Here is a 17,085-nt window from a genome sequence, read left to right as displayed (position 1 = left end):
AACCGACGACGGCCCGTTCGTCACCACGCGGCGTCGAGCACCGAACGTATCTCCGTCTCGGTCGGTACTACGGGCGATTCGTCGAGGAGCCCGTCGGCCGCGATCGTCTCCGCGATCGTCGGGAGTCGATCCCGGGAGAGCCCCGCTATCTCCCGAAGTCGTGACGGGAGTCCGAGGTCGTCGCTCACGCCGGCGACGGCCTCGACGACCGCGTCGTCCGCCGCGTCCCCATCGTCGCCCGCGACGGCAGGAGTCCCGACCCCCAGCCCCTCCGCTATGGCCTTCCGTCGTCCGTCGACCGCCCCAAACACGAACTCCAGAACGTGCGGGGCAACGATTCCGTGGACGGTTCCCTGGTGGACGTCGTAGTCGTGTGAGAACCCGTGGGCGAACGCGTGGATGATCGACGCGCGGTACGTCCCCGGGGTAGAGATCCCGTACTGTGCGAGGACGACGCCCGTCACCGCCCCGTACAGCTTCCGCTCGTCCATCTCCGGCTCGGGGAGCGTTTCGAATCCCGACCGCATCAGCGAGAGCGCGCGCATCGCGGTCCCGTCGGTGATCGGCGTCGCGTGCGGCGAGTAGAGGCACTCGACCGCCTTGTCGAAGCCGTTCATCGCGGAGGCACACAGCACCGACTTCGGCGTGGTCTCGAACAGCGCGAGGTCGTACACCAGCGCCGTCGGCATGAGTCGGCGGTCGCTCGCCGAGCCGTTCGGGATCTCGTGGTCGGGGACGCCAGCGGGGTCGAGCGAAAGCCCCACGCCGGCGATGACGGACAGATCCGCACCCGCGAGCGTCGTCGGGACGGCGACGACCGGCGTCGGGTCGCCGTCGTCCGCGACCGCCACCGCCCCCGTCTCGATCGCCCGCTCGGCCGCCGCCTCCGGGTCAGCGTGGCTTCCGAGCGCGCTCGCGACCTTCGCCACGTCGAGGGAACTCCCGCCCCCGACGGCGACGAGAGCGTCGAACGGGCCGCGTCGCACGCGCTCCGCCGCAGTCAGCCCCGTCGACAGGTACTTTTCCGGCGTCGTCTCGGCGAACACCTCGACGGGTCGATCGCCGAGGCCGGCCTCGACCGGGTCCATCACGTCGCGGTTGGCACCCACGTTCGAGCCGGTGACGACGAGCGCGCCGTCACAGTCGCGGGCGTCGAGCACCGCGTCGAGATCGGAGACACGGCCGCGGCCGCACCTGAGTTCCCCGGGATCGTACTCGAACACGAACCGCGATCCGGCCGGATCGGTAGAGCGGGACATGGCTACCCGTGGGCGAGCGTTCACTTAAATACGGCTCACGTACCTGAGAGCCAAGCCGTTATACTCGTCGCCCGCACACGGGCAGTTATGAGCCTCTCCCTCGACGCTACCCAGCTCGACCGGTACTCCAGACACGTCATCATGGACGAGGTCGGCCCGGAGGGGCAGCAACGGCTTCTGGAGGGCCGTGTCCTCGTGATCGGTGCCGGCGGGCTCGGATCGCCCGTGATCCAGTATCTCGCGGCCGCGGGCGTCGGAACGCTCGGGCTCGTCGACGACGACGTCGTCGAGCGCTCCAACCTCCAGCGACAGGTGATCCACGGGGACGACGACGTCGGCGATGCGAAGGTCGCGTCGGCTGCGCGGTACGTTGAGCGACTCAACCCCGACGTCAACGTCGAGACCCACGAGGCACGGCTCGACGTCGACAACGCCCACGAACTGATCGGTGCCTACGACGTCGTCGTCGACTGTGCGGACAACTTCCGGACGCGATACGTCGTCAACGACGTGGCCCGGATCGAGGGGATTCCGGTCGTTCACGGCGCGATCTACAAGTTCGAGGGACAGGCGACCACGCTGGTCCCCACCGGTCCCTGTTATCGATGTCTCTTCCCGGAAGCACCGGAGCCCGGGACGGTCCCCGACTGTGCGACGACCGGGGTGCTCGGCGTGCTACCCGGGACGCTGGGCTGTATTCAGGCGACGGAGGCGGTCAAACTCCTGCTCGATACGGGAGAGCCGCTCGTCGGCCGGCTGCTGTTTTACGACGCGATGGACCTGACCTTCGAGACGGTGCCGTACGAGCGAAACCCGGACTGCCCGGTCTGTGGGAAGAACGGGATCGACGCGATCGACGGGATCGACTACACGGGCGGCTGTCGGATCGACGCGGACTGACCGATCACCACGCGTCCACCGATCACCACGCGACCGTCGATCGCTACACGACCGTCGACCGGTACGGATCGACCACGCTTATGAACCGGGGCGGAGAGGGTGATCGTATGACGAACACGGTCCATACCGAGTCGGCACCCGAAGCAGTCGGAGCGTACAGCCAGGCGAAGACGGACGGGAATCTCGTGTTCACCGCGGGACAGATCCCCCTGACCCCGGACGGCGACCTCCTCGATGACGCGTCGATAGCCGACCAGACCGAGCAGGCGCTCGACAACCTGCTGGCAGTACTGGAGGAGGCGGGTGCGGGTCCGGACGACGTGCTCAAAACGACGGTGTTTCTGGCTGACATCGACGATTTCGAAGAGATGAACGAGGTGTACGCGGGCTACTTCGAAGAGTCGCCGCCGGCTCGGTCGGCCGTTCAAGCAGGCGCGCTACCGAAGGGCGCGGGCGTCGAGATCGAAGCGGTTGCCAGTCTCACGTAGGATGTCCGGCGGCTCGGCCGATGACGGGGACACCGCCGGCGACGACCCGGGCGACGAACGGACCGGACCGACGGCGCAGTCGACTCCGGGCGTTCCGGCGACGAAGCGCAACCGCGTGAAGTCGGCGGTGTTGTGGGGTGCGGTCGGCGGGTTCGCGTTTCTCGTGCTCGCACAGGGATACCTGTTGCTCGGCGGCGAACTCCCCTTCCGGTACGCATGGCTGTTCGGCCTCGCCATGGCGGTCGGGATCGGAGCGACCGGGATCACGTACCTCGCCGAACACCGGATCCGAGCCGAACGGTCGAAGAGAAGGACTTAACAGTCCCAGTTGACTACCGTCGAGTGAGCCAGGATGGCCGAGTGGTAAGGCGCACGCCTGGAAAGCGTGTTCCCTTCCGGGATCGGGGGTTCAAATCCCTCTCCTGGCGTTTTCGAGTGAATCGACCGGAGAGCGACTGCGACAGCCGCCAGCCGATCCGGCACAAGATTCATAAGTATGTGGGATGTTAACACACATGATCATGCCGGACACGAAATCGGGACGCGAACGGAAAGGACGGGACAAGCGCCGCCAGCTGGAGAGCCATCTCAACCGACGCGAGCTCGAAGCACCCGAGGAGCCGCCGGAACCGTCCCTCGACGCCATCGATAGCGAGTTCCTCACGGAGCCGACCGACGCCGACGACTGATCGGGTCGACCGACGACCGTCCCTCTCGCTACGGGCGATAGCTTTTGACCGCCCCGTTCGAACCCCGCCCATGACACGCGTTGCTGAACTGGTTGCGTATCCGCTGAAGTCGTGTGACGGGGTCGACGTCGACCGCGCCGTGATCGGTCCGGAGGGCGCACTCCGTGGCGACCGCTCGTACGCGCTCGTTGAGGCCGGCGTCGATCCACACGAGGCGTCCGTCGGCGGGGGTGGCGGCTACGTCAACGGCAAGAGCGAGCCGGCAATCCACCGCCTCCGTGCCGATCACGAGCCATCGGGGCCGACGGACGCGACGCCCACGGCGGTGACGCTCTCGCGGCCGAAAACGGAGGCTACCCCGGCCGATGAGCGGACTTTTGAGCTTCCGGAGGAGGGAGACGCGTTGGCCGCGTGGGTCGGCGAGTATCTCGGCTACGACGTGGACCTCGTCCGCGATCCCGCGGGCGGGTTTCCGGACGATCGCACGGCGCACGGCCCGACGATCGTCTCGAGAGCGACGCTGGAGACGGTCGCCTCGTGGTTCGACGGGATCACGAACGCACGAGAGATGCGCCGTCGACTCCGGCCGAACGTCGTACTGGACGAGTGTCCCGCGTTCTGGGAGGACCGGCTGTTCGCGGATCACGGCGAGGGCGTCCGGTTCACGGTCGACGACGTCGATCTGATCGGAGTGAACCCGTGTCAGCGCTGTGTCGTTCCCTCTCGGGACCCGGACACGGGAGAGGAGATCGACGGGTTCCGCGAGACGTTCGTCACGAAGCGGCGGGAGACCCTCCCAAAGTGGACGGAAAGCGACCGGTTCGACCACGACTTCCGACTGATGGTGAACACGGTCGTCCCCGAGGGATCGTGGGGGTCGGTCGTGGGCGTCGGGGACGCGATCGAGATCCGTGAGACGACCCGGGTCGGCGAGGACGGAACCAACCCACCCGCGGGGTGACGGCCGCCTCTAAGCAGCGTTTTATATCCGATACCGCATCCAGTTCGCGTCGAGATGACCGATCAGCCACGCAGCGGGAACGCCCCGGCGACGAACGAACCACCGGAGACGACGGAGACGAACGAACCACCGGAGACGACGGAGACCGATCGACGGTCTCTGGTCGGCGGGCTCGCGGCGGTCGTCGGTGCCGGACTGGCCGGCGGTGCCGTGCTCGCGACGACGCCCGAGCCGACTGCCGCCGTGGCCGGCGACCCCGCAGCGTTCGAGGCCGGCGACGATCCCACGGTGACGAGCAACGACGGTCAGATCGAGTCTGTCTACCTCTCCCCGCGGGTCGAGGTCACGTGGGTCGACTTCGGTGACGGCGTCGACACCGTGTCGATCACTCTCGCCGTCGGAACCGAGGCGGGCGTCGACGAGGTGTACGCCGAGACCCTGAGCGCGGACGACCCTGACGCGACCCCCGGGGACGTGGCGACCGTCGAACGGTTCGACGACGGGACGGTCAAGGGGAGCCTCGAGGTCGCTCTCGACCGCGTCGACGCGACCGAACGGGGAGAGACCCTGACGAGCGCCGCGCTGAGCGACGAGGGGCTGGCCGGCGGCGAGACCGCGACGACGACGTTGGATCTACTCCTCCGCGCGGAGGTCGTCGGTGGCCGCGACGAGACGACGGTCGTTCGAACGACGACCGTCGATCTCACGGTGGAAAACCCCGAATCCGACGCCGCCGCGGGCGGAGACGTCGGTATCGACGCGGCGTAGGTGGGGCGGAGGGGATGGGAGAGGCGGAAGGGATGAGAGAGGCAGAGAGGTCGGGTCCCACCCGGTCGCTTCAGCGCTCGCTTCTCGCCTCGTGGCCGAGGTGTTCCTCGACGGCCGCGACTTTCTCGTCGGCCGTCGTCTCGACGGTCCGTTTGTCGTCTATCTTCAGGACCGTGGAGACACGGTCGCCGTCGACCGCCTCGTGGGCGGCTTTCGCCGCCGCGAACAGGGTGTCGACGTCGTCGGCCTCGATCACGGTTCCCATCGGATTGGTCTCGTAGCGCACGTCGTACGCGTCGAGCGCGTCCACGGCCTTCGCGACCTCGCCGGACATACTTCCCTCACGAACCGGGGCGACGCTCAACAGGGCGACTACGGTCATGTTTGGCGGTTCGGTCCGTCCCAACATAAAATCGCGTCTCCGATCAGCCCGTCTCGATCCACTCGGTACCGAACTACTCCTCGACCGCGTCACGCAAGAATGAGAGCTGATGGCCGACCGCGGGCTCGAAGTCCGCGCCGAGAACGGAGAAGTGGTCCGCGGGCATCGAGACGACCGTCCCGCGATCGAGGCTCCTGCCGGCGGTAGTGACGTCGTCCACCGGGACGATCGCGTCGTCGGTTCCCGCGAGCAGCAGGGTCGGGGCACGGATCTCGTCGAGCCGGTCGCCGGGTCGGTAGTTGACCAGCCGGAGCAGCGATCGGGCGGGCGTCTCGTTTCGCCAGCGCGACTCCCGGTCGACGAGGTCGAGGTAGCCGCGCGTGGAGCCGGGTTCGGTGATCGCCGCGAGTTCCTCGCGGTCGCCGACGATCGGGACCGTTCGCCCGCGACCGAACCGATGACCGAGCAGGTCCCGGAGCCCCGTCACGCTCGCTCGGAGGACGTACTTTCCGCCGCGCGACCGAACCGTCGAGCGCGCGTCGAGCAGGGGAACGACCGCGATCACGGCGTCGATATCGCGACGCTCCGCCGCGAGCGTCAGGACGTGACCGGCCGACAGCGACGCGCCCCAGAGAACGCGTTCTCTACCGACTTCGTCCACCTCGTCGAGCCGATCGATGGCGGCGGCGTAGTCGGCACGCTGGCGTGCGGGGTTGATCGCTTGCGAGTCACCGTCGGACCCACCGAACCCACGGTAGTCGAACAGCAACGCGGCGTAGCCGGCATCGGCGAAGCGCTCGGCGACGGCAGGATAGCCGAAGGACCGCTCCGCACCTAGTCCGGGTGCCATCACGACGACGGGCGGATCGTCGTCGTTTCCGCCGGGGAGATAGAGGGTTCCGCGACAGGTCGATCCGTCGACATCGAAGGAAAGCGTGCGGGTCGCAAAGCGCTCGCGTGGCGGACGGCCGAGCCGCCGTTGGGCCCGGTTGACAGGGTTGCGCCGGGTCACCGTGTGGCCTCCCCGTCGACGTGTGTCAGGGTTTCGATGACGCGAGTCGAGAACTCCGTCTCGCTCAGTTCGTACCCGATCAGCGCCTCGAACCATTCCGCCTCGGCCCGCCACGTTCCGAGCGGGTCACCCGGGGATCGGATCACGGTCGCCTCGACGCGGACCGGATCCCATTCGTCCGCCTCGGCGCGGTCGATGAGGGCGTTGAGGGCGCGTCCCATCTCGTTGTGATGGACCTCACGGCCCGGAAAGGCGGTCATATAGGTCAGTTCAAGGGGATCACCGTCGTCGATCGACTCGACGCTGATGCCGTAGCTTCGGAGGGTCGGTTCGATCCCGCCCGCCGCGTCGTCGTCGCTCATACCGGACGGTCGGCGGGATGGGATAAATCGGTACCGACGCATCCTAACCGGCCCGTGTCTCGGTGTCGAAGCAGTGCTATCGGTGGAACCGTTCGGTCGAAAGCCGCTGGCGGGGGCGGCCGTCACGAACGACGGCCGGAATCGGCTCTGTCAGAGGCACACGATTGTCCCGCGCGGCCAGATCAGATCTTCTCGTCATAGCTGATAAATCATGGGTGAACGGTGTTTCAGTCATTGCGCCGACAGGCCCCCACTCGTGGACGAGCCGTGTCGGCGTCGTTCGACCGTCGTGTTAACTTAAGCATGATTCCACCAGACGGCGTGGGCTTGCAACCACGTTTCCGCGGTCGGCGGATCGACGTGGCTGAAACAGTTTGAAAATGAAGAGGTTCGTCGTTCTACTTCTCTAAAGACACGTTCGACAGAATTTCTATAGCCGTGTTGTTCGACGCGGTAGCTGTAGTTTTCGCGGCGCAGACCACCGACCAGATCGTCTGCGTCATCGACGAGAAACAGCGCGTCTTCGACATCGTGTTTCTCAGCTAATTCAGTGAGAAATTCTCGTGCGATCGGAATCGTATACGTCGGAAACAGCCGCGAATGAAGGATTCTGTTCGTTTCAGGATCGACGGCAGCGTACAGCCAGTATTGCTCGTCGTTGATCCGGATCGCCTTCTGATCGACCGCAACGCGATCCGGGCTCTTCCCATCAGCTGGCTGTAAATTGGCTTTCTGTACCCAATTGTGAACAGCAACACGACTTCGTTGGACACCCAATTCCTCAAGAAGAATAACTGTATTCGAGAGTGATAACCCAGCGAGATGGTGGCGAATACCCTTTTCAATGATCTCGCGGGGTGTCCGCTCTCGCTCCACAAACTCCAAGTCGATCCACTCGGTACACTCGGTGAGGCGGGCGGTTTTCGGCATAGAGCACTGAATCCTCGTCCCGCCTCATCCTTAACTTAACACCGCGCGTTCGACCGCCCGGAACAATTTATACTGTCCCGGAACACGCATGTGTATGCTCCGGGGAGCGCTGGCGACGCCGACACGATCCGCCGATGCCGCCGGAACGCTCGTCGTCGGGGCCGTCCTGACGTTCCTCGCATGGGTCGTCACCCCGGTCTGGCTGGTCGCCGTCGTTTTGACGCCGCCCGTCGCGCTCGCTGCTCCGATCGCGCTCGCGCCGGCGCTCGTCGCACGCGGGTACTACCTACGAGTGGTCTTCGGGGAGATCGGGTCGAAACGTGTCGACGGCGCGCCGCCGTTCGTCCGCTGGGGCGGGCTGTACCGTGACGGGATCAGATCGGCACTGCTCACCGTAGGGTATCTCCTGCCGCTTGCCCTCGTTCTCGGGGCCGTGGCGCTCGCGGGCGTTCTCGTCGAATCGGGCCGGGTAGAGCCGACTCCTGTGACGGATCCGGTACTCGGAGGTGGCTCTGCGGATCCCGGCGTTGCCGTCCCGGTACTCGGTGCTCTCGGTGGACTCATCGTATTGCTCACCGTTGCGTACCTTCTCGTGTTTACGTACGTCAGACCCGCCGCGCTGGCGACGTTCGCCGCCACGGGTCGGCTCCGCGACGCGTTTCGCCCTACCCTCGTCGTCCCCGTCGCACGCTCCGGCGAGTACGTCGTCGGATGGTCGCTGGCCGCGGTGGTGTTGCTCACGGGATACACGTTCGCGATACCGCTTGTTCCCCTCTTCGTCGGGATCGGTCTGGTGTTCGCCACTCGGATCGTCGCCCATGCGCTGTACGGACGGGGGGCAGCGGACGTGTTGAACGGACATCCGTCGACTCTCGCCGACTCCCCGGACGTGACGGGCATGGAGGGCGAAGCGAGAGGCGCTGCGGACGAGGGCGTTCGTTCCGCCTTTCCGCGACGGGGGGCCCGAGACGGCCCCGTACTGGCGGAGGTGCCGGTCGACGTACAGACGGGTCGGTCGGTGCCGCTTGGACGCTCGACGGCGGGGTCGAGCGAGGGCGGGAGCGACGACCGCGTCCCCGTTCGCGGTGACGTGTTCCTCCCAGCCGACCCCCAAGAAGCGGACGAGAGTCCGGTGTTCAGCGACGACACCGGTGATCGCACCGACGTCGACCCGGACGATGACACTGACCGTGACCCCGGTGCCGACGAGGGACGTGACTCCGGTGCCGACGAGGGACGTGACTCCGGTGCCGACGGGGGGCGTGATGCCGACCGCGATCACGACGATGACGGCGGCTTCGATTGGGGGCCGCGGACCGACGGTTGACGGCTCGTTCGTCCGACCGGAGCGGATGACAAGGGTTGATACCCACCCGACCGAACGCCCCCTCATGCGCATCGCCGAGCGAGGATACGGCGAGGAGGGTCGCGAACGACTCACGCTCGTCCCCGAGAACGTCGACGACCTCTGGCACCTCGCACACGTCCTCGAACCGGGAGATTTCGTCGAGGGCGACACGACTCGCCGGATCCAACGGAACGACGACCAGATGCGGGACACCGGCGGCCAGCGCGAACACCTGTTCGTCACGCTCGAAGTGGACGACGTGGAGTTCGCACGGTTCGCCAATCGACTCCGCGTTTCGGGGGTGATCGTCGACTGTTCGCGGGAGGACCAGCTCAACGCTCACCACACGATCAACGTCGAGGAGCACGACGAGATCACGGTCGAGAAACAGTTCAAGCCGGACCAGACCGAGCGTCTGGAGGAGGCGACGGAGGCCGCCGAAAACCCCGACGTCGCCATCGCGACCGTCGAGGAGGGGGCCGCGTACGTCCACACCGTCCAGCAGTACGGCACCGAGGAGTACGCCTCGTTCACGAAACCGACCGGAAAAGGTGAGTTCTCCCGTCCGCGCGAGGAGCTGTTCGCCGAACTCGGCGAGGCGCTGGCTCATCTCGACGCCGACGCCGTGATCCTCGCGGGGCCCGGTTTCACCAAGCAGGACGCTCGCGACTACATCGAGGCGGAGTTCCGCGATCTCGCCGAGGACATCACCACCGTCGACACCTCAGGTGTCGGCGACCGCGGCGTCCACGAGGTGCTCAAACGCGGCGCGGTCGATGATGTACAAAAGGAGACACGGATCTCGAAGGAGGCGAACCTCATCGACGAGCTGACCGAGAACATCGCCACCGGCGCGAAAGCGACCTACGGTCCCGAGGACGTCGCCGAGGCCGCGGAGTTCGGCGCGATCGAGACCCTGCTCGTCGTCGACGACCGGCTCCGTACCGAGCGACAGGGCGAGGGCGATTGGCACATCGACGTCAACGAGGTCATTCAGTCGGTCGAGCGACAGGGCGGCGACGTGGTCGTCTTCTCCTCGGAGTTCGCGCCCGGAGAACAGCTCTCGAACCTCGGCGGGATCGCAGCGATCCTACGATACCGGCTTCAGTGACGGCGACCTCCGCCCGAGCCGTCCCTTTTAAGCCCGGCCGGAGCGACGGGCCGCGCATGGAAACCGAGCGGATCGTCGTCCTCGCCCACGGAAAGTTCCCCGACCGCGCGAAGACGGCGCTCGGCGTGATGCGGTACGGCGATCAGACCGTCGAGGCCGTCCTCGACCGCGACCGCGGCGGCGACCGGGTCTCGGACCACGTCCCCGACGTCGCGGACGCGCCGATCGTCGACTCCTTCGCGGACGCGCTCGCGGCCGCCGACGGCGACGTCGACGCCTTATATATCGGGATCGCGCCGATCGGCGGTGGCTTCGACGAGTCGTGGCGTGAGGACGTACGCGCGGCGATCACAGCGGGCTGTGACGTCGTCGCCGGACTCCACTACTTCCTAACCGACGACGAGGAGTTCGCCGCGCTGGCGGCCGACCACGGGGTCGAGCTCCGGGACGTACGCCGGCCGCCCGAGGGCCTCTCGGTCGCGAGCGGCGAGGCGGGCGATGTCGACGCCGACGTGGTACTCACGGTCGGTACCGACTGTTCGGTCGGGAAAATGACGACCTCGTTGGAGATCGTCGCTGCCGCCCGCGAGCGCGGGATCGACGCCGCGTTCGTCCCGACCGGCCAGACCGGGATCATGATCGCGGGGTGGGGGACGCCGATCGACCGGGTGATATCCGACTTCACCGCGGGTGCTGTCGAGGACCTCGTCGTCGAGGCGGCCACGGACCACGACCTGCTCGTCGTCGAGGGGCAGGGGGCCATTACACACCCCGCCTACTCGGCGGTCACCTGTGGAATCCTCCACGGCGCGATGCCCGACGCCTTGGTGCTCTGTCATGCGGCCGGTCGCGAGGCGATCCACGGCTACGAGTCCTTCCCGCTTCCGCCGCTCGCGGAGTACGTCGACCTCTACGAGAGCCTCGCCGCGCCCGTTGCGAACGCGAACGTCGTCGCCGGCGCGGTGAACACGAAGGGGTTCGACGACGCGGCCGCCACGGAGGCCGTCGAGTCGGTCGCGGCGGAGACCGGCGTTCCCGCCGCGGACCCGATCCGGGACGGGGCCGATCGGATCGTGGCTGGAGTACTGGACGGGCTCGACCACGAGGACGTCGACGGAGGGGTGGACGAATGACCCTCGAAACCTCGATCGAGCGGGTGTCGATGGAGCTGGCGGAGCCGTTCACCATCTCTCGGGGGACCCGGACCCACGTCGAGAACCTGATCGTCCGGGTGACCGACGAGGGCGGCATGACGGGGGTCGGTGGGGCGGCCCCGTCGAGACACTACGGGGAGACGGCCGACACGGTCGCCGCCGTGCTTCCCGAACTCCTCGGAGTCGTCGAGTCCGTCGGCGACCCCCACGCGCTCCACGAGATCGAGTCCCGGATGGAGGCGACCGTCCACGACAATCCGGCCGCGCGCTGTGCGGTGTCGATCGCGGTCCACGACCTCGCGGCCAAGCGGCTCGGCGTCCCCCTCTACCGGCTGTGGGGACTCGATCCGGACGACGCGCCCGAGACATCGTTCACCGTCGGACTCGACACGACCGAGCGGATCCGCGAGAAGGCGGCGGACGCGGGCGACGCGGGGTACGAGGTTCTGAAGGTCAAACTCGGAACCGACCGCGACCGCGAGATCGTCGAGGCGGTCCGGGAGGCCGCGCCGGAGGCGACGATCCGGGTCGACGCCAACGAGGCGTGGACGCCCCGCGAGACGGTCACGAAGAGCGAGTGGCTCGCGGACCTCGGCGTCGAGTTCATCGAACAGCCGGTTCCGGCCGAGAATTCCGAGGGGCTTCGGTTCGCCTACGAGCGGTCCGTGCTGCCGATCGCCGCCGACGAGTCGTGTGTGACCGCCGCCGACATCCCCGCCATCGCCGATCGCTGTGACATCGCGAACCTCAAACTGATGAAGACGGGCGGACTCCTAGAGGCTCGGCGGGCGATCGCGACCGCGAGATCCCACGGGTTGGAGGTAATGCTCGGCTGTATGGTCGAGTCGAACGCCTCCATCGCGGCCGCAACGCACCTCGCGCCGCTGCTCGATTACGCTGACTTCGACGGCTCGCTGCTGCTCGCCGCGGACCCCTACGAGGGCGTCAACGTGGCCGGCGGGCCGATCCGGCTCGACGAGACGGACCGAGCGGGAACGGGAGCCGTTCGCGACTCGAACGGGGAGTGATCGGTCGGAAACGGCGTTCTACCGCGAGAACTCGATCGCCGCCCCCTGCCCGAAGCCGACACAGAGCGTCGCCAGCCCTCGGTCCGCGTCACGCTTCGCCATCTCGTGGATCAGCGTCACGGGGAGGCGTGCGCCGGAGGCTCCGAGGGGGTGGCCGATGGCGATCGCGCCGCCGTTGACGTTGTACTTGTCCTCGTCGATCCCCAACTCTCGCCGGGAGTACTCACACTGTGAGGCGAACGCCTCGTTGAGTTCGACGAGGTCGTAGTCGTCGATGGTCGTACCCGCGCGGTCGAGCAGCCCGCGAGTGGCGGGCACCGGACCGATCCCCATCACGGTCGGGTCGACGCCGGCGACGTTGTTCGTTCCTACTTCCGCGAGCACGTCGAGCCCGTGGTCCTCCGCGAACGCCTTGCTCGTGACGAGCGTCAGCGACGCGCCGTCGGAGATCTGTGAGGCGTTCCCCGCGGTGACGGTTCCGTCGCCGGTGAAGGCGGGCGAGAGCCCGGCGAGCTTCTCGGCCGTCGTGTCCGGGCGGATCCCCTCGTCCGCCTCGACGAGGCCGTCGTCGGTCTCGACCGGAACGATCTCGTCGTCGAACCGACCGGACTCCGTCGCCTTCGCGGCTCGTTGGTGGCTCCGTGCGGCGTACTCGTCTTGAGCCTCCCGGCTCACGTCGTGCTCCTCGGCGACCTTCTCGGCGGTCATCCCCATCTGTAGCTGGAAGACGTTGTACGCTTCCGAGAGCTCGGGATGGAGGTGCTGATAGGAGTCACCGTCCATCGGCACGCGACTCATGTTCTCGACGCCGCCGGCGACGATACAGTCGCGGTTGCCCGCGGCGATCGCGTCGGCGGCGGAGATGACGGCCTGCATCGAGGAGGCGCACCATCGGTTGATCGACGTCGCCGGCACCGACTCGCCGAGATCGGAGAGGAGCGCGATCACGCGTGCGACGTTGTTGTCCTGTTCGGCCCGCTGCTGTGCGACGCCCCACATCAGGTCGTCGACGTGGTCGCTCGTCAGCCCCGTCTCCGCGAGCGTGTGGTCGATCAGCCGCGTCGAGAGGTCCTCGCTGCGCACGTCCTCGTACACCCCTCCGTCTCGTCCCTGTGGCGTTCGATACGCGGCCGCGATCACCGGCGTCGTAGTATCCGTCATGGATCCGCACAGATCCCTGACCGGCTTAAAAGGGCGTGGAACCGGGAGAAATCAACCCGAAGTTTATCGTTGTAAGAGACTCTCGCCGGTCATCTCGACGGGTCGATCGAGCTCCAGCAGGTCGAGCAGCGTCGGGGCGACGTCACACAGCGAGCCGCCGGACCGGACGGTTCGGTCCCCGTCGTCGCCGTCGGGTGTCAGGTAAACGAACGGGACCGGGTTGAACGTGTGTGCGGTGTGGGGGTCCGCTTCCGTGCCCATGTCGTCGGCGTTGCCGTGGTCGGCGGTGACCACGGCGTGCCCGCCCGCGTCCGCGACCGCGTCGAGGAGTCGCGAGAGCTCGGCGTCGACCGCCTCGACCGCCTCGACCGCCGCGTCGAAGTCGCCGGTGTGGCCGACCATGTCCGGGTTCGCGTAGTTCAACACGACCAGATCCGGGTCGTCGTCCTCGATGACGCGGATCGCCTCGTCGGTGAGTTCCGGCGCGGACATCTCCGGCTGGAGGTCGTAGGTGGGTACGTCCGGGCTCTTCACGATGGATCGCTGCTCGCCGGGGAACTCCACCTCGCGGCCGCCGTTGAGGAAGTACGTGACGTGCGGATACTTCTCGGACTCGGCGATCCGGAGCTGGGTCCCCTCGTCCTCGGAGACGACCTCTCCCAGCGTGTTCTCCGGGATCTCCGGCGGGAACGCCACGGGGAACGTGAACGTCTCGTCGTACTCCGTCATCGTCACCAGCTCGATGTCGGGCTGATCGACCCCGAACTCCCACTCCGGGCGCGTGTCCGTGAGCAGTCGCACCAGCTGTCGAGCGCGGTCGGCCCGGAAGTTGAAGAAGATCACCGCGTCGCCGTCCGCGACGCCGTGAGTGTCGTCTCCGGTGGGCACCAGGGTCGGTTCGATGAACTCGTCGGTCTCGCCGCGGGCGTGCGCGTCGCGTGCGGCTTCGACGGCGGAGTCGACCTCGCGGTCGGCTTCCCGGTTCACGATCGCGTCGTACGCGCGTCGCGTTCGGTCCCAGTTCTCGTCGCGGTCCATCGCCAGATACCGGCCGACCACGGTCGCGACCTCGCCGGTCCCGCGCTCGGCGGCGTGGTCGGCGACCCTCGCGAGGAACTCGTCGGCGATCTCGGGTGCCGTGTCCCGCCCGTCGGTGAACGCGTGGGTCGTCGCCGGGACGCCCGCCGCGGCCGCGGCGTCGATCAGCGCCTCCAGATGCGAGACGTGCGAGTGGACGCCCCCGTCGGAGACGAGCCCCATGAAGTGAACGCGTCCGCCCGTCTCCGCGACACGGTCGAACGCCGACGCGAGGGCGTCGTTGTCGGCGAATGTCCCCGCCGCGAGCGAGTCGGTGATCCGGGTGTACGCCTGCTTGACGACCCGGCCCGCACCGATGTTCAGGTGACCGACCTCGGAGTTCCCCATCTGTCCGTCCGGGAGACCGACGCGCCGGCCGTGGACGACGAGCGAGCCGTACGCGCCGCGGTCGACCGCGCCGTCGAACGTCGGCGTGTCCGCCGCCGAGACCGCGTCGCGTCCGCCCTCGGTCGGGACGCCCGACTCGTCCGCGAGGTCGTCCGTCCGGTACGGCGAGTCGGGACCGAGCCCCCAGCCGTCGAGGACAACAAGTGCAGTTCGCATACCGGTATCACCCCGCCGCGGCGTAATTAGCCTTCGTTCCCGCGCGAACCCTCTACGGGATCGATCGGGAACGGGAAGTCAACGTTTTATTCTTCGGACGCTAACCACACGTTAATGGACTCCGCGGTACTGCTCGATCTCCTCGGCAACGAGAACCGGCGACGCATCCTCCGGCTTCTCGCACGGAAACCCTGCTACGTCACGGAGATCTCGGAGTATCTCGGGGTGAGTCCGAAGGCGGTCATCGACCACCTCCGGAAGCTGGAGGACGCGGGCCTCATCGAGTCGACGACGGACGACCAGCGACGCAAGTACTTCCGGATCACCCGAAGTCTCCGGCTGGAAGTGAGCGTCTCGCCGTACGGATTCGGCGCGAAGAGCGCGTATCCGGCCCGGAGCAGCCTCGACATGTCCGGACGGTGTCCCCATCTCTCGCTCGATGTCGGGGCTCCGGATGAGGACAAGACGAGGGCGAACGCGGACGGCGCGACGACGGACGGAGCGGGCACCGATGCTCAAAACGACCACCGGAACGGTGCTGACGGTGGCGACGAGCCGAGCGAGATCGCCGAGATCGCGGCCGAGTACGGACGGCTTCAGGAGATCGACCGGGAGCTGTCGTTGGCGCAGCGATGGGTCCACGGTCGCGTCGAGGACGCGCTCGCCGAGATCGACGAACGACTCGGAACCGAGGCCGACAGCCGTTTTTACGCTGCGATCCTCGCCGCGCTCACTGAGACGGACGGCACTCCCGAGTCGGTCGCCGAGGAGGTCGGGAGCCACGAGGACGCCGTCACCGACGCGCTCCGTCGGCTCTCCGACGTCGGCGTCGTCTCCCGCGACGGTGACGCCTTCCGGATCCGCTGAGGCGGTTCCCGCCGCTTCCGGAACCTTTTGTCCCGCAGGCAGTTCAGGTGTGACGTGAGCAGGTATCGAACCGTCGGGGCGTTTCTCGCGCTCGCCGCGATCTGGGGATCCGCGTTCATGGCGATAAACGCCGGGCTGGCGTACTTCCCACCCGTCCTGTTCGCGGCGCTCCGCTTCGACGTCGCCGGCGTCGTGATGCTGGCGTACGCGTTCTACGCCGCCGACGATCCGATCCCCCGCGGACGGGACGAGTGGTCGGTCGTGGTCGTCGGCGCGGTGCTGATAATCGCCGCGTACCACGCATTCTTATTCCTCGGAGAGAGCGACCCGGCGGTGACGAGCGCGGTCGCCGCGGTCATCGTCAGCCTCTCGCCGGTGTTGACGACGGTGTTCGCGCGGGCGTTTCTCCCCTCCGAACGACTGACCGTCGTCGGCGTGATCGGGCTCCTGATCGGCCTTCTCGGGGCGGTCGTGTTGGCCGCGCCCGATCCCTCGAACCTGACCGGCGGGGGGACCGGAGCGAAGTTCCTCGTGTTCCTCGCGGCCGCGGCGTTCGCGCTCGGCTCCGTGCTCACGCGCGCGCTCGACTCGGGGATGGAGATCGAGACGATGGAGGCGTGGTCGATGCTGTTTGGGGCCGGTCTCACCCACCTCGCCGCCGTCGCGCTCGGCGAGTCCGCCGCCGACATCGTCTGGACGACGGAGGCGGTCCTCGCGTTGGCCTACCTCGCGATCGTCGCCAGCGGGATCGGATTTCTGATCTACTTCGAGCTGCTCGATCGGCTCGGGCCGATCGAGATCAACCTCGTCTCGTACGTCGCCCCCGTGTTCGCGGCGTTGTCCGGCTGGATCGTCCTGAACGAGGGGATCACTGAGACGACCGTCGTCGGGTTCCTCCTGATCTGTGCCGGCTTCGCCGTCGTCAAGCGGTCGGCGATCCGCGAGGAGCTCCGGCGGAAGGGCGTCGTGTCGTGACGCCGTGGTTGATGTCTCCTCGTTCGGCGGGATCAGCTCGACCCAGCAG

At 67.4% G+C, this 17,085-nt stretch carries 19 protein-coding genes and 1 tRNA gene; 13 read left to right on the top strand and 7 right to left on the bottom strand.

Translation table 11 applies throughout. From position 1 onward, the window contains the following. Nucleotides 1-20: 20 nt before the first annotated feature. Nucleotides 21-1,259, bottom strand: a complete 1,239-nt coding sequence (locus J2751_RS11500; protein ID WP_209486178.1) for an iron-containing alcohol dehydrogenase family protein — start codon at nucleotides 1,257-1,259, stop codon at nucleotides 21-23. A gap of 87 nt (nucleotides 1,260-1,346) precedes the next feature. Here J2751_RS11500 and ubaA point away from each other — a divergent pair, with 87 nt between their 5' ends. The 7 genes from ubaA (at nucleotide 1,347) to J2751_RS11465 (ending at nucleotide 5,065) form a co-directional block, all read left to right on the top strand. Then, nucleotides 1,347-2,159 (top strand): SAMP-activating enzyme E1, encoded by an 813-nt coding sequence (ubaA, locus tag J2751_RS11495; RefSeq protein ID WP_209486175.1) that lies wholly within the window; start codon nucleotides 1,347-1,349, stop codon nucleotides 2,157-2,159. Between the two features lie 107 nt (nucleotides 2,160-2,266). Beyond that, nucleotides 2,267-2,647, top strand: a complete 381-nt coding sequence (locus tag J2751_RS11490; protein ID WP_209486173.1) for a Rid family detoxifying hydrolase — start codon at nucleotides 2,267-2,269, stop codon at nucleotides 2,645-2,647. 1 nt (nucleotide 2,648) lies between these two features. Continuing rightward, nucleotides 2,649-2,966: a hypothetical protein gene (locus J2751_RS11485; protein ID WP_209486171.1), complete on the top strand. Its 318-nt coding sequence runs from the start codon at nucleotides 2,649-2,651 to the stop codon at nucleotides 2,964-2,966. A gap of 27 nt (nucleotides 2,967-2,993) precedes the next feature. Then, nucleotides 2,994-3,075, top strand: a tRNA-Ser gene (locus J2751_RS11480). Between the two features lie 93 nt (nucleotides 3,076-3,168). Next, nucleotides 3,169-3,336 (top strand): hypothetical protein, encoded by a 168-nt coding sequence (locus J2751_RS11475; RefSeq protein WP_209486170.1) that lies wholly within the window; start codon nucleotides 3,169-3,171, stop codon nucleotides 3,334-3,336. A gap of 70 nt (nucleotides 3,337-3,406) precedes the next feature. Further along, the gene (locus tag J2751_RS11470; RefSeq protein ID WP_209486168.1) at nucleotides 3,407-4,297 is read left to right on the top strand and encodes an MOSC domain-containing protein; all 891 of its coding nucleotides are present in this window, start codon (nucleotides 3,407-3,409) and stop codon (nucleotides 4,295-4,297) included. A gap of 54 nt (nucleotides 4,298-4,351) precedes the next feature. Continuing rightward, entirely contained in the window at nucleotides 4,352-5,065 is a 714-nt protein-coding gene (locus J2751_RS11465; RefSeq protein WP_245202750.1) for a hypothetical protein, read from the top strand. Nucleotides 5,066-5,135: 70 nt separating this feature from the next. Here the strand turns inward: J2751_RS11465 and J2751_RS11460 are convergent, their stop codons facing one another. The 4 genes from J2751_RS11460 to J2751_RS11445 all read right to left on the bottom strand — a co-directional run bounded on the left by J2751_RS11460 (nucleotide 5,136) and on the right by J2751_RS11445 (nucleotide 7,751). Continuing rightward, nucleotides 5,136-5,447, bottom strand: coding sequence for an MTH1187 family thiamine-binding protein (locus J2751_RS11460; RefSeq protein ID WP_209486166.1), 312 nt, complete (start codon nucleotides 5,445-5,447; stop codon nucleotides 5,136-5,138). 73 nt (nucleotides 5,448-5,520) lie between these two features. Further along, entirely contained in the window at nucleotides 5,521-6,459 is a 939-nt protein-coding gene (locus J2751_RS11455) for an alpha/beta hydrolase (RefSeq protein ID WP_209486164.1), read from the bottom strand. Next, nucleotides 6,456-6,821 (bottom strand): hypothetical protein, encoded by a 366-nt coding sequence (locus J2751_RS11450; protein ID WP_209486162.1) that lies wholly within the window; start codon nucleotides 6,819-6,821, stop codon nucleotides 6,456-6,458. The genes J2751_RS11455 and J2751_RS11450 overlap by 4 nt, the downstream gene beginning before the upstream one ends. 297 nt (nucleotides 6,822-7,118) lie before the next feature. Then, nucleotides 7,119-7,751, bottom strand: a complete 633-nt coding sequence (locus tag J2751_RS11445; protein WP_209486159.1) for an IS6 family transposase — start codon at nucleotides 7,749-7,751, stop codon at nucleotides 7,119-7,121. Between the two features lie 94 nt (nucleotides 7,752-7,845). Between J2751_RS11445 and J2751_RS11440 the strand changes: the two genes are divergently transcribed. From J2751_RS11440 to J2751_RS11425, 4 genes are all read left to right on the top strand, one after another. Continuing rightward, nucleotides 7,846-9,078, top strand: coding sequence for a DUF4013 domain-containing protein (locus J2751_RS11440; protein WP_209486157.1), 1,233 nt, complete (start codon nucleotides 7,846-7,848; stop codon nucleotides 9,076-9,078). Between the two features lie 64 nt (nucleotides 9,079-9,142). Then, nucleotides 9,143-10,210 carry an mRNA surveillance protein pelota gene (locus J2751_RS11435; RefSeq protein WP_209486155.1) on the top strand — a complete coding sequence of 356 codons (1,068 nt, stop codon included), beginning with the start codon at nucleotides 9,143-9,145 and terminating at the stop codon, nucleotides 10,208-10,210. Nucleotides 10,211-10,266: 56 nt separating this feature from the next. After that, complete coding sequence (locus tag J2751_RS11430; RefSeq protein ID WP_209486153.1) at nucleotides 10,267-11,343, top strand: DUF1611 domain-containing protein; 1,077 nt, start codon at nucleotides 10,267-10,269, stop codon at nucleotides 11,341-11,343. After that, nucleotides 11,340-12,392, top strand: a complete 1,053-nt coding sequence (locus J2751_RS11425) for a dipeptide epimerase (RefSeq protein WP_209486152.1) — start codon at nucleotides 11,340-11,342, stop codon at nucleotides 12,390-12,392. Before J2751_RS11430 ends, J2751_RS11425 begins: the two co-directional genes overlap by 4 nt. Nucleotides 12,393-12,410: 18 nt before the next feature. On the opposite strand, the gene J2751_RS11420 is transcribed toward J2751_RS11425, so the two are convergent. Both J2751_RS11420 and gpmI read right to left on the bottom strand, forming a co-directional pair. Beyond that, the gene (locus J2751_RS11420) at nucleotides 12,411-13,553 is read right to left on the bottom strand and encodes a thiolase family protein (protein ID WP_209486150.1); all 1,143 of its coding nucleotides are present in this window, start codon (nucleotides 13,551-13,553) and stop codon (nucleotides 12,411-12,413) included. A 63-nt stretch (nucleotides 13,554-13,616) separates the two neighbouring features. Further along, nucleotides 13,617-15,194, bottom strand: a complete 1,578-nt coding sequence (gene gpmI, locus J2751_RS11415) for a 2,3-bisphosphoglycerate-independent phosphoglycerate mutase (protein ID WP_209486148.1) — start codon at nucleotides 15,192-15,194, stop codon at nucleotides 13,617-13,619. Nucleotides 15,195-15,308: 114 nt separating this feature from the next. Here gpmI and J2751_RS11410 point away from each other — a divergent pair, with 114 nt between their 5' ends. Both J2751_RS11410 and J2751_RS11405 read left to right on the top strand, forming a co-directional pair. Beyond that, a complete protein-coding gene (locus J2751_RS11410; RefSeq protein ID WP_209486146.1) occupies nucleotides 15,309-16,061 on the top strand; it encodes an ArsR/SmtB family transcription factor in 753 nt (250 codons plus the stop codon). A 54-nt stretch (nucleotides 16,062-16,115) separates the two neighbouring features. Beyond that, nucleotides 16,116-17,036, top strand: a complete 921-nt coding sequence (locus J2751_RS11405) for a DMT family transporter (RefSeq protein ID WP_209486145.1) — start codon at nucleotides 16,116-16,118, stop codon at nucleotides 17,034-17,036. Nucleotides 17,037-17,085 lie beyond the last annotated feature (49 nt).

It is taken from the genome of Halorubrum alkaliphilum, assembly GCF_017873815.1.
GTDB classification, from domain to species: Archaea; Halobacteriota; Halobacteria; order Halobacteriales; family Haloferacaceae; genus Halorubrum; species Halorubrum alkaliphilum.
Note: the sequence above shows the minus strand (reverse complement) of the source record. Positions and strands in the feature narration are given on the sequence as shown.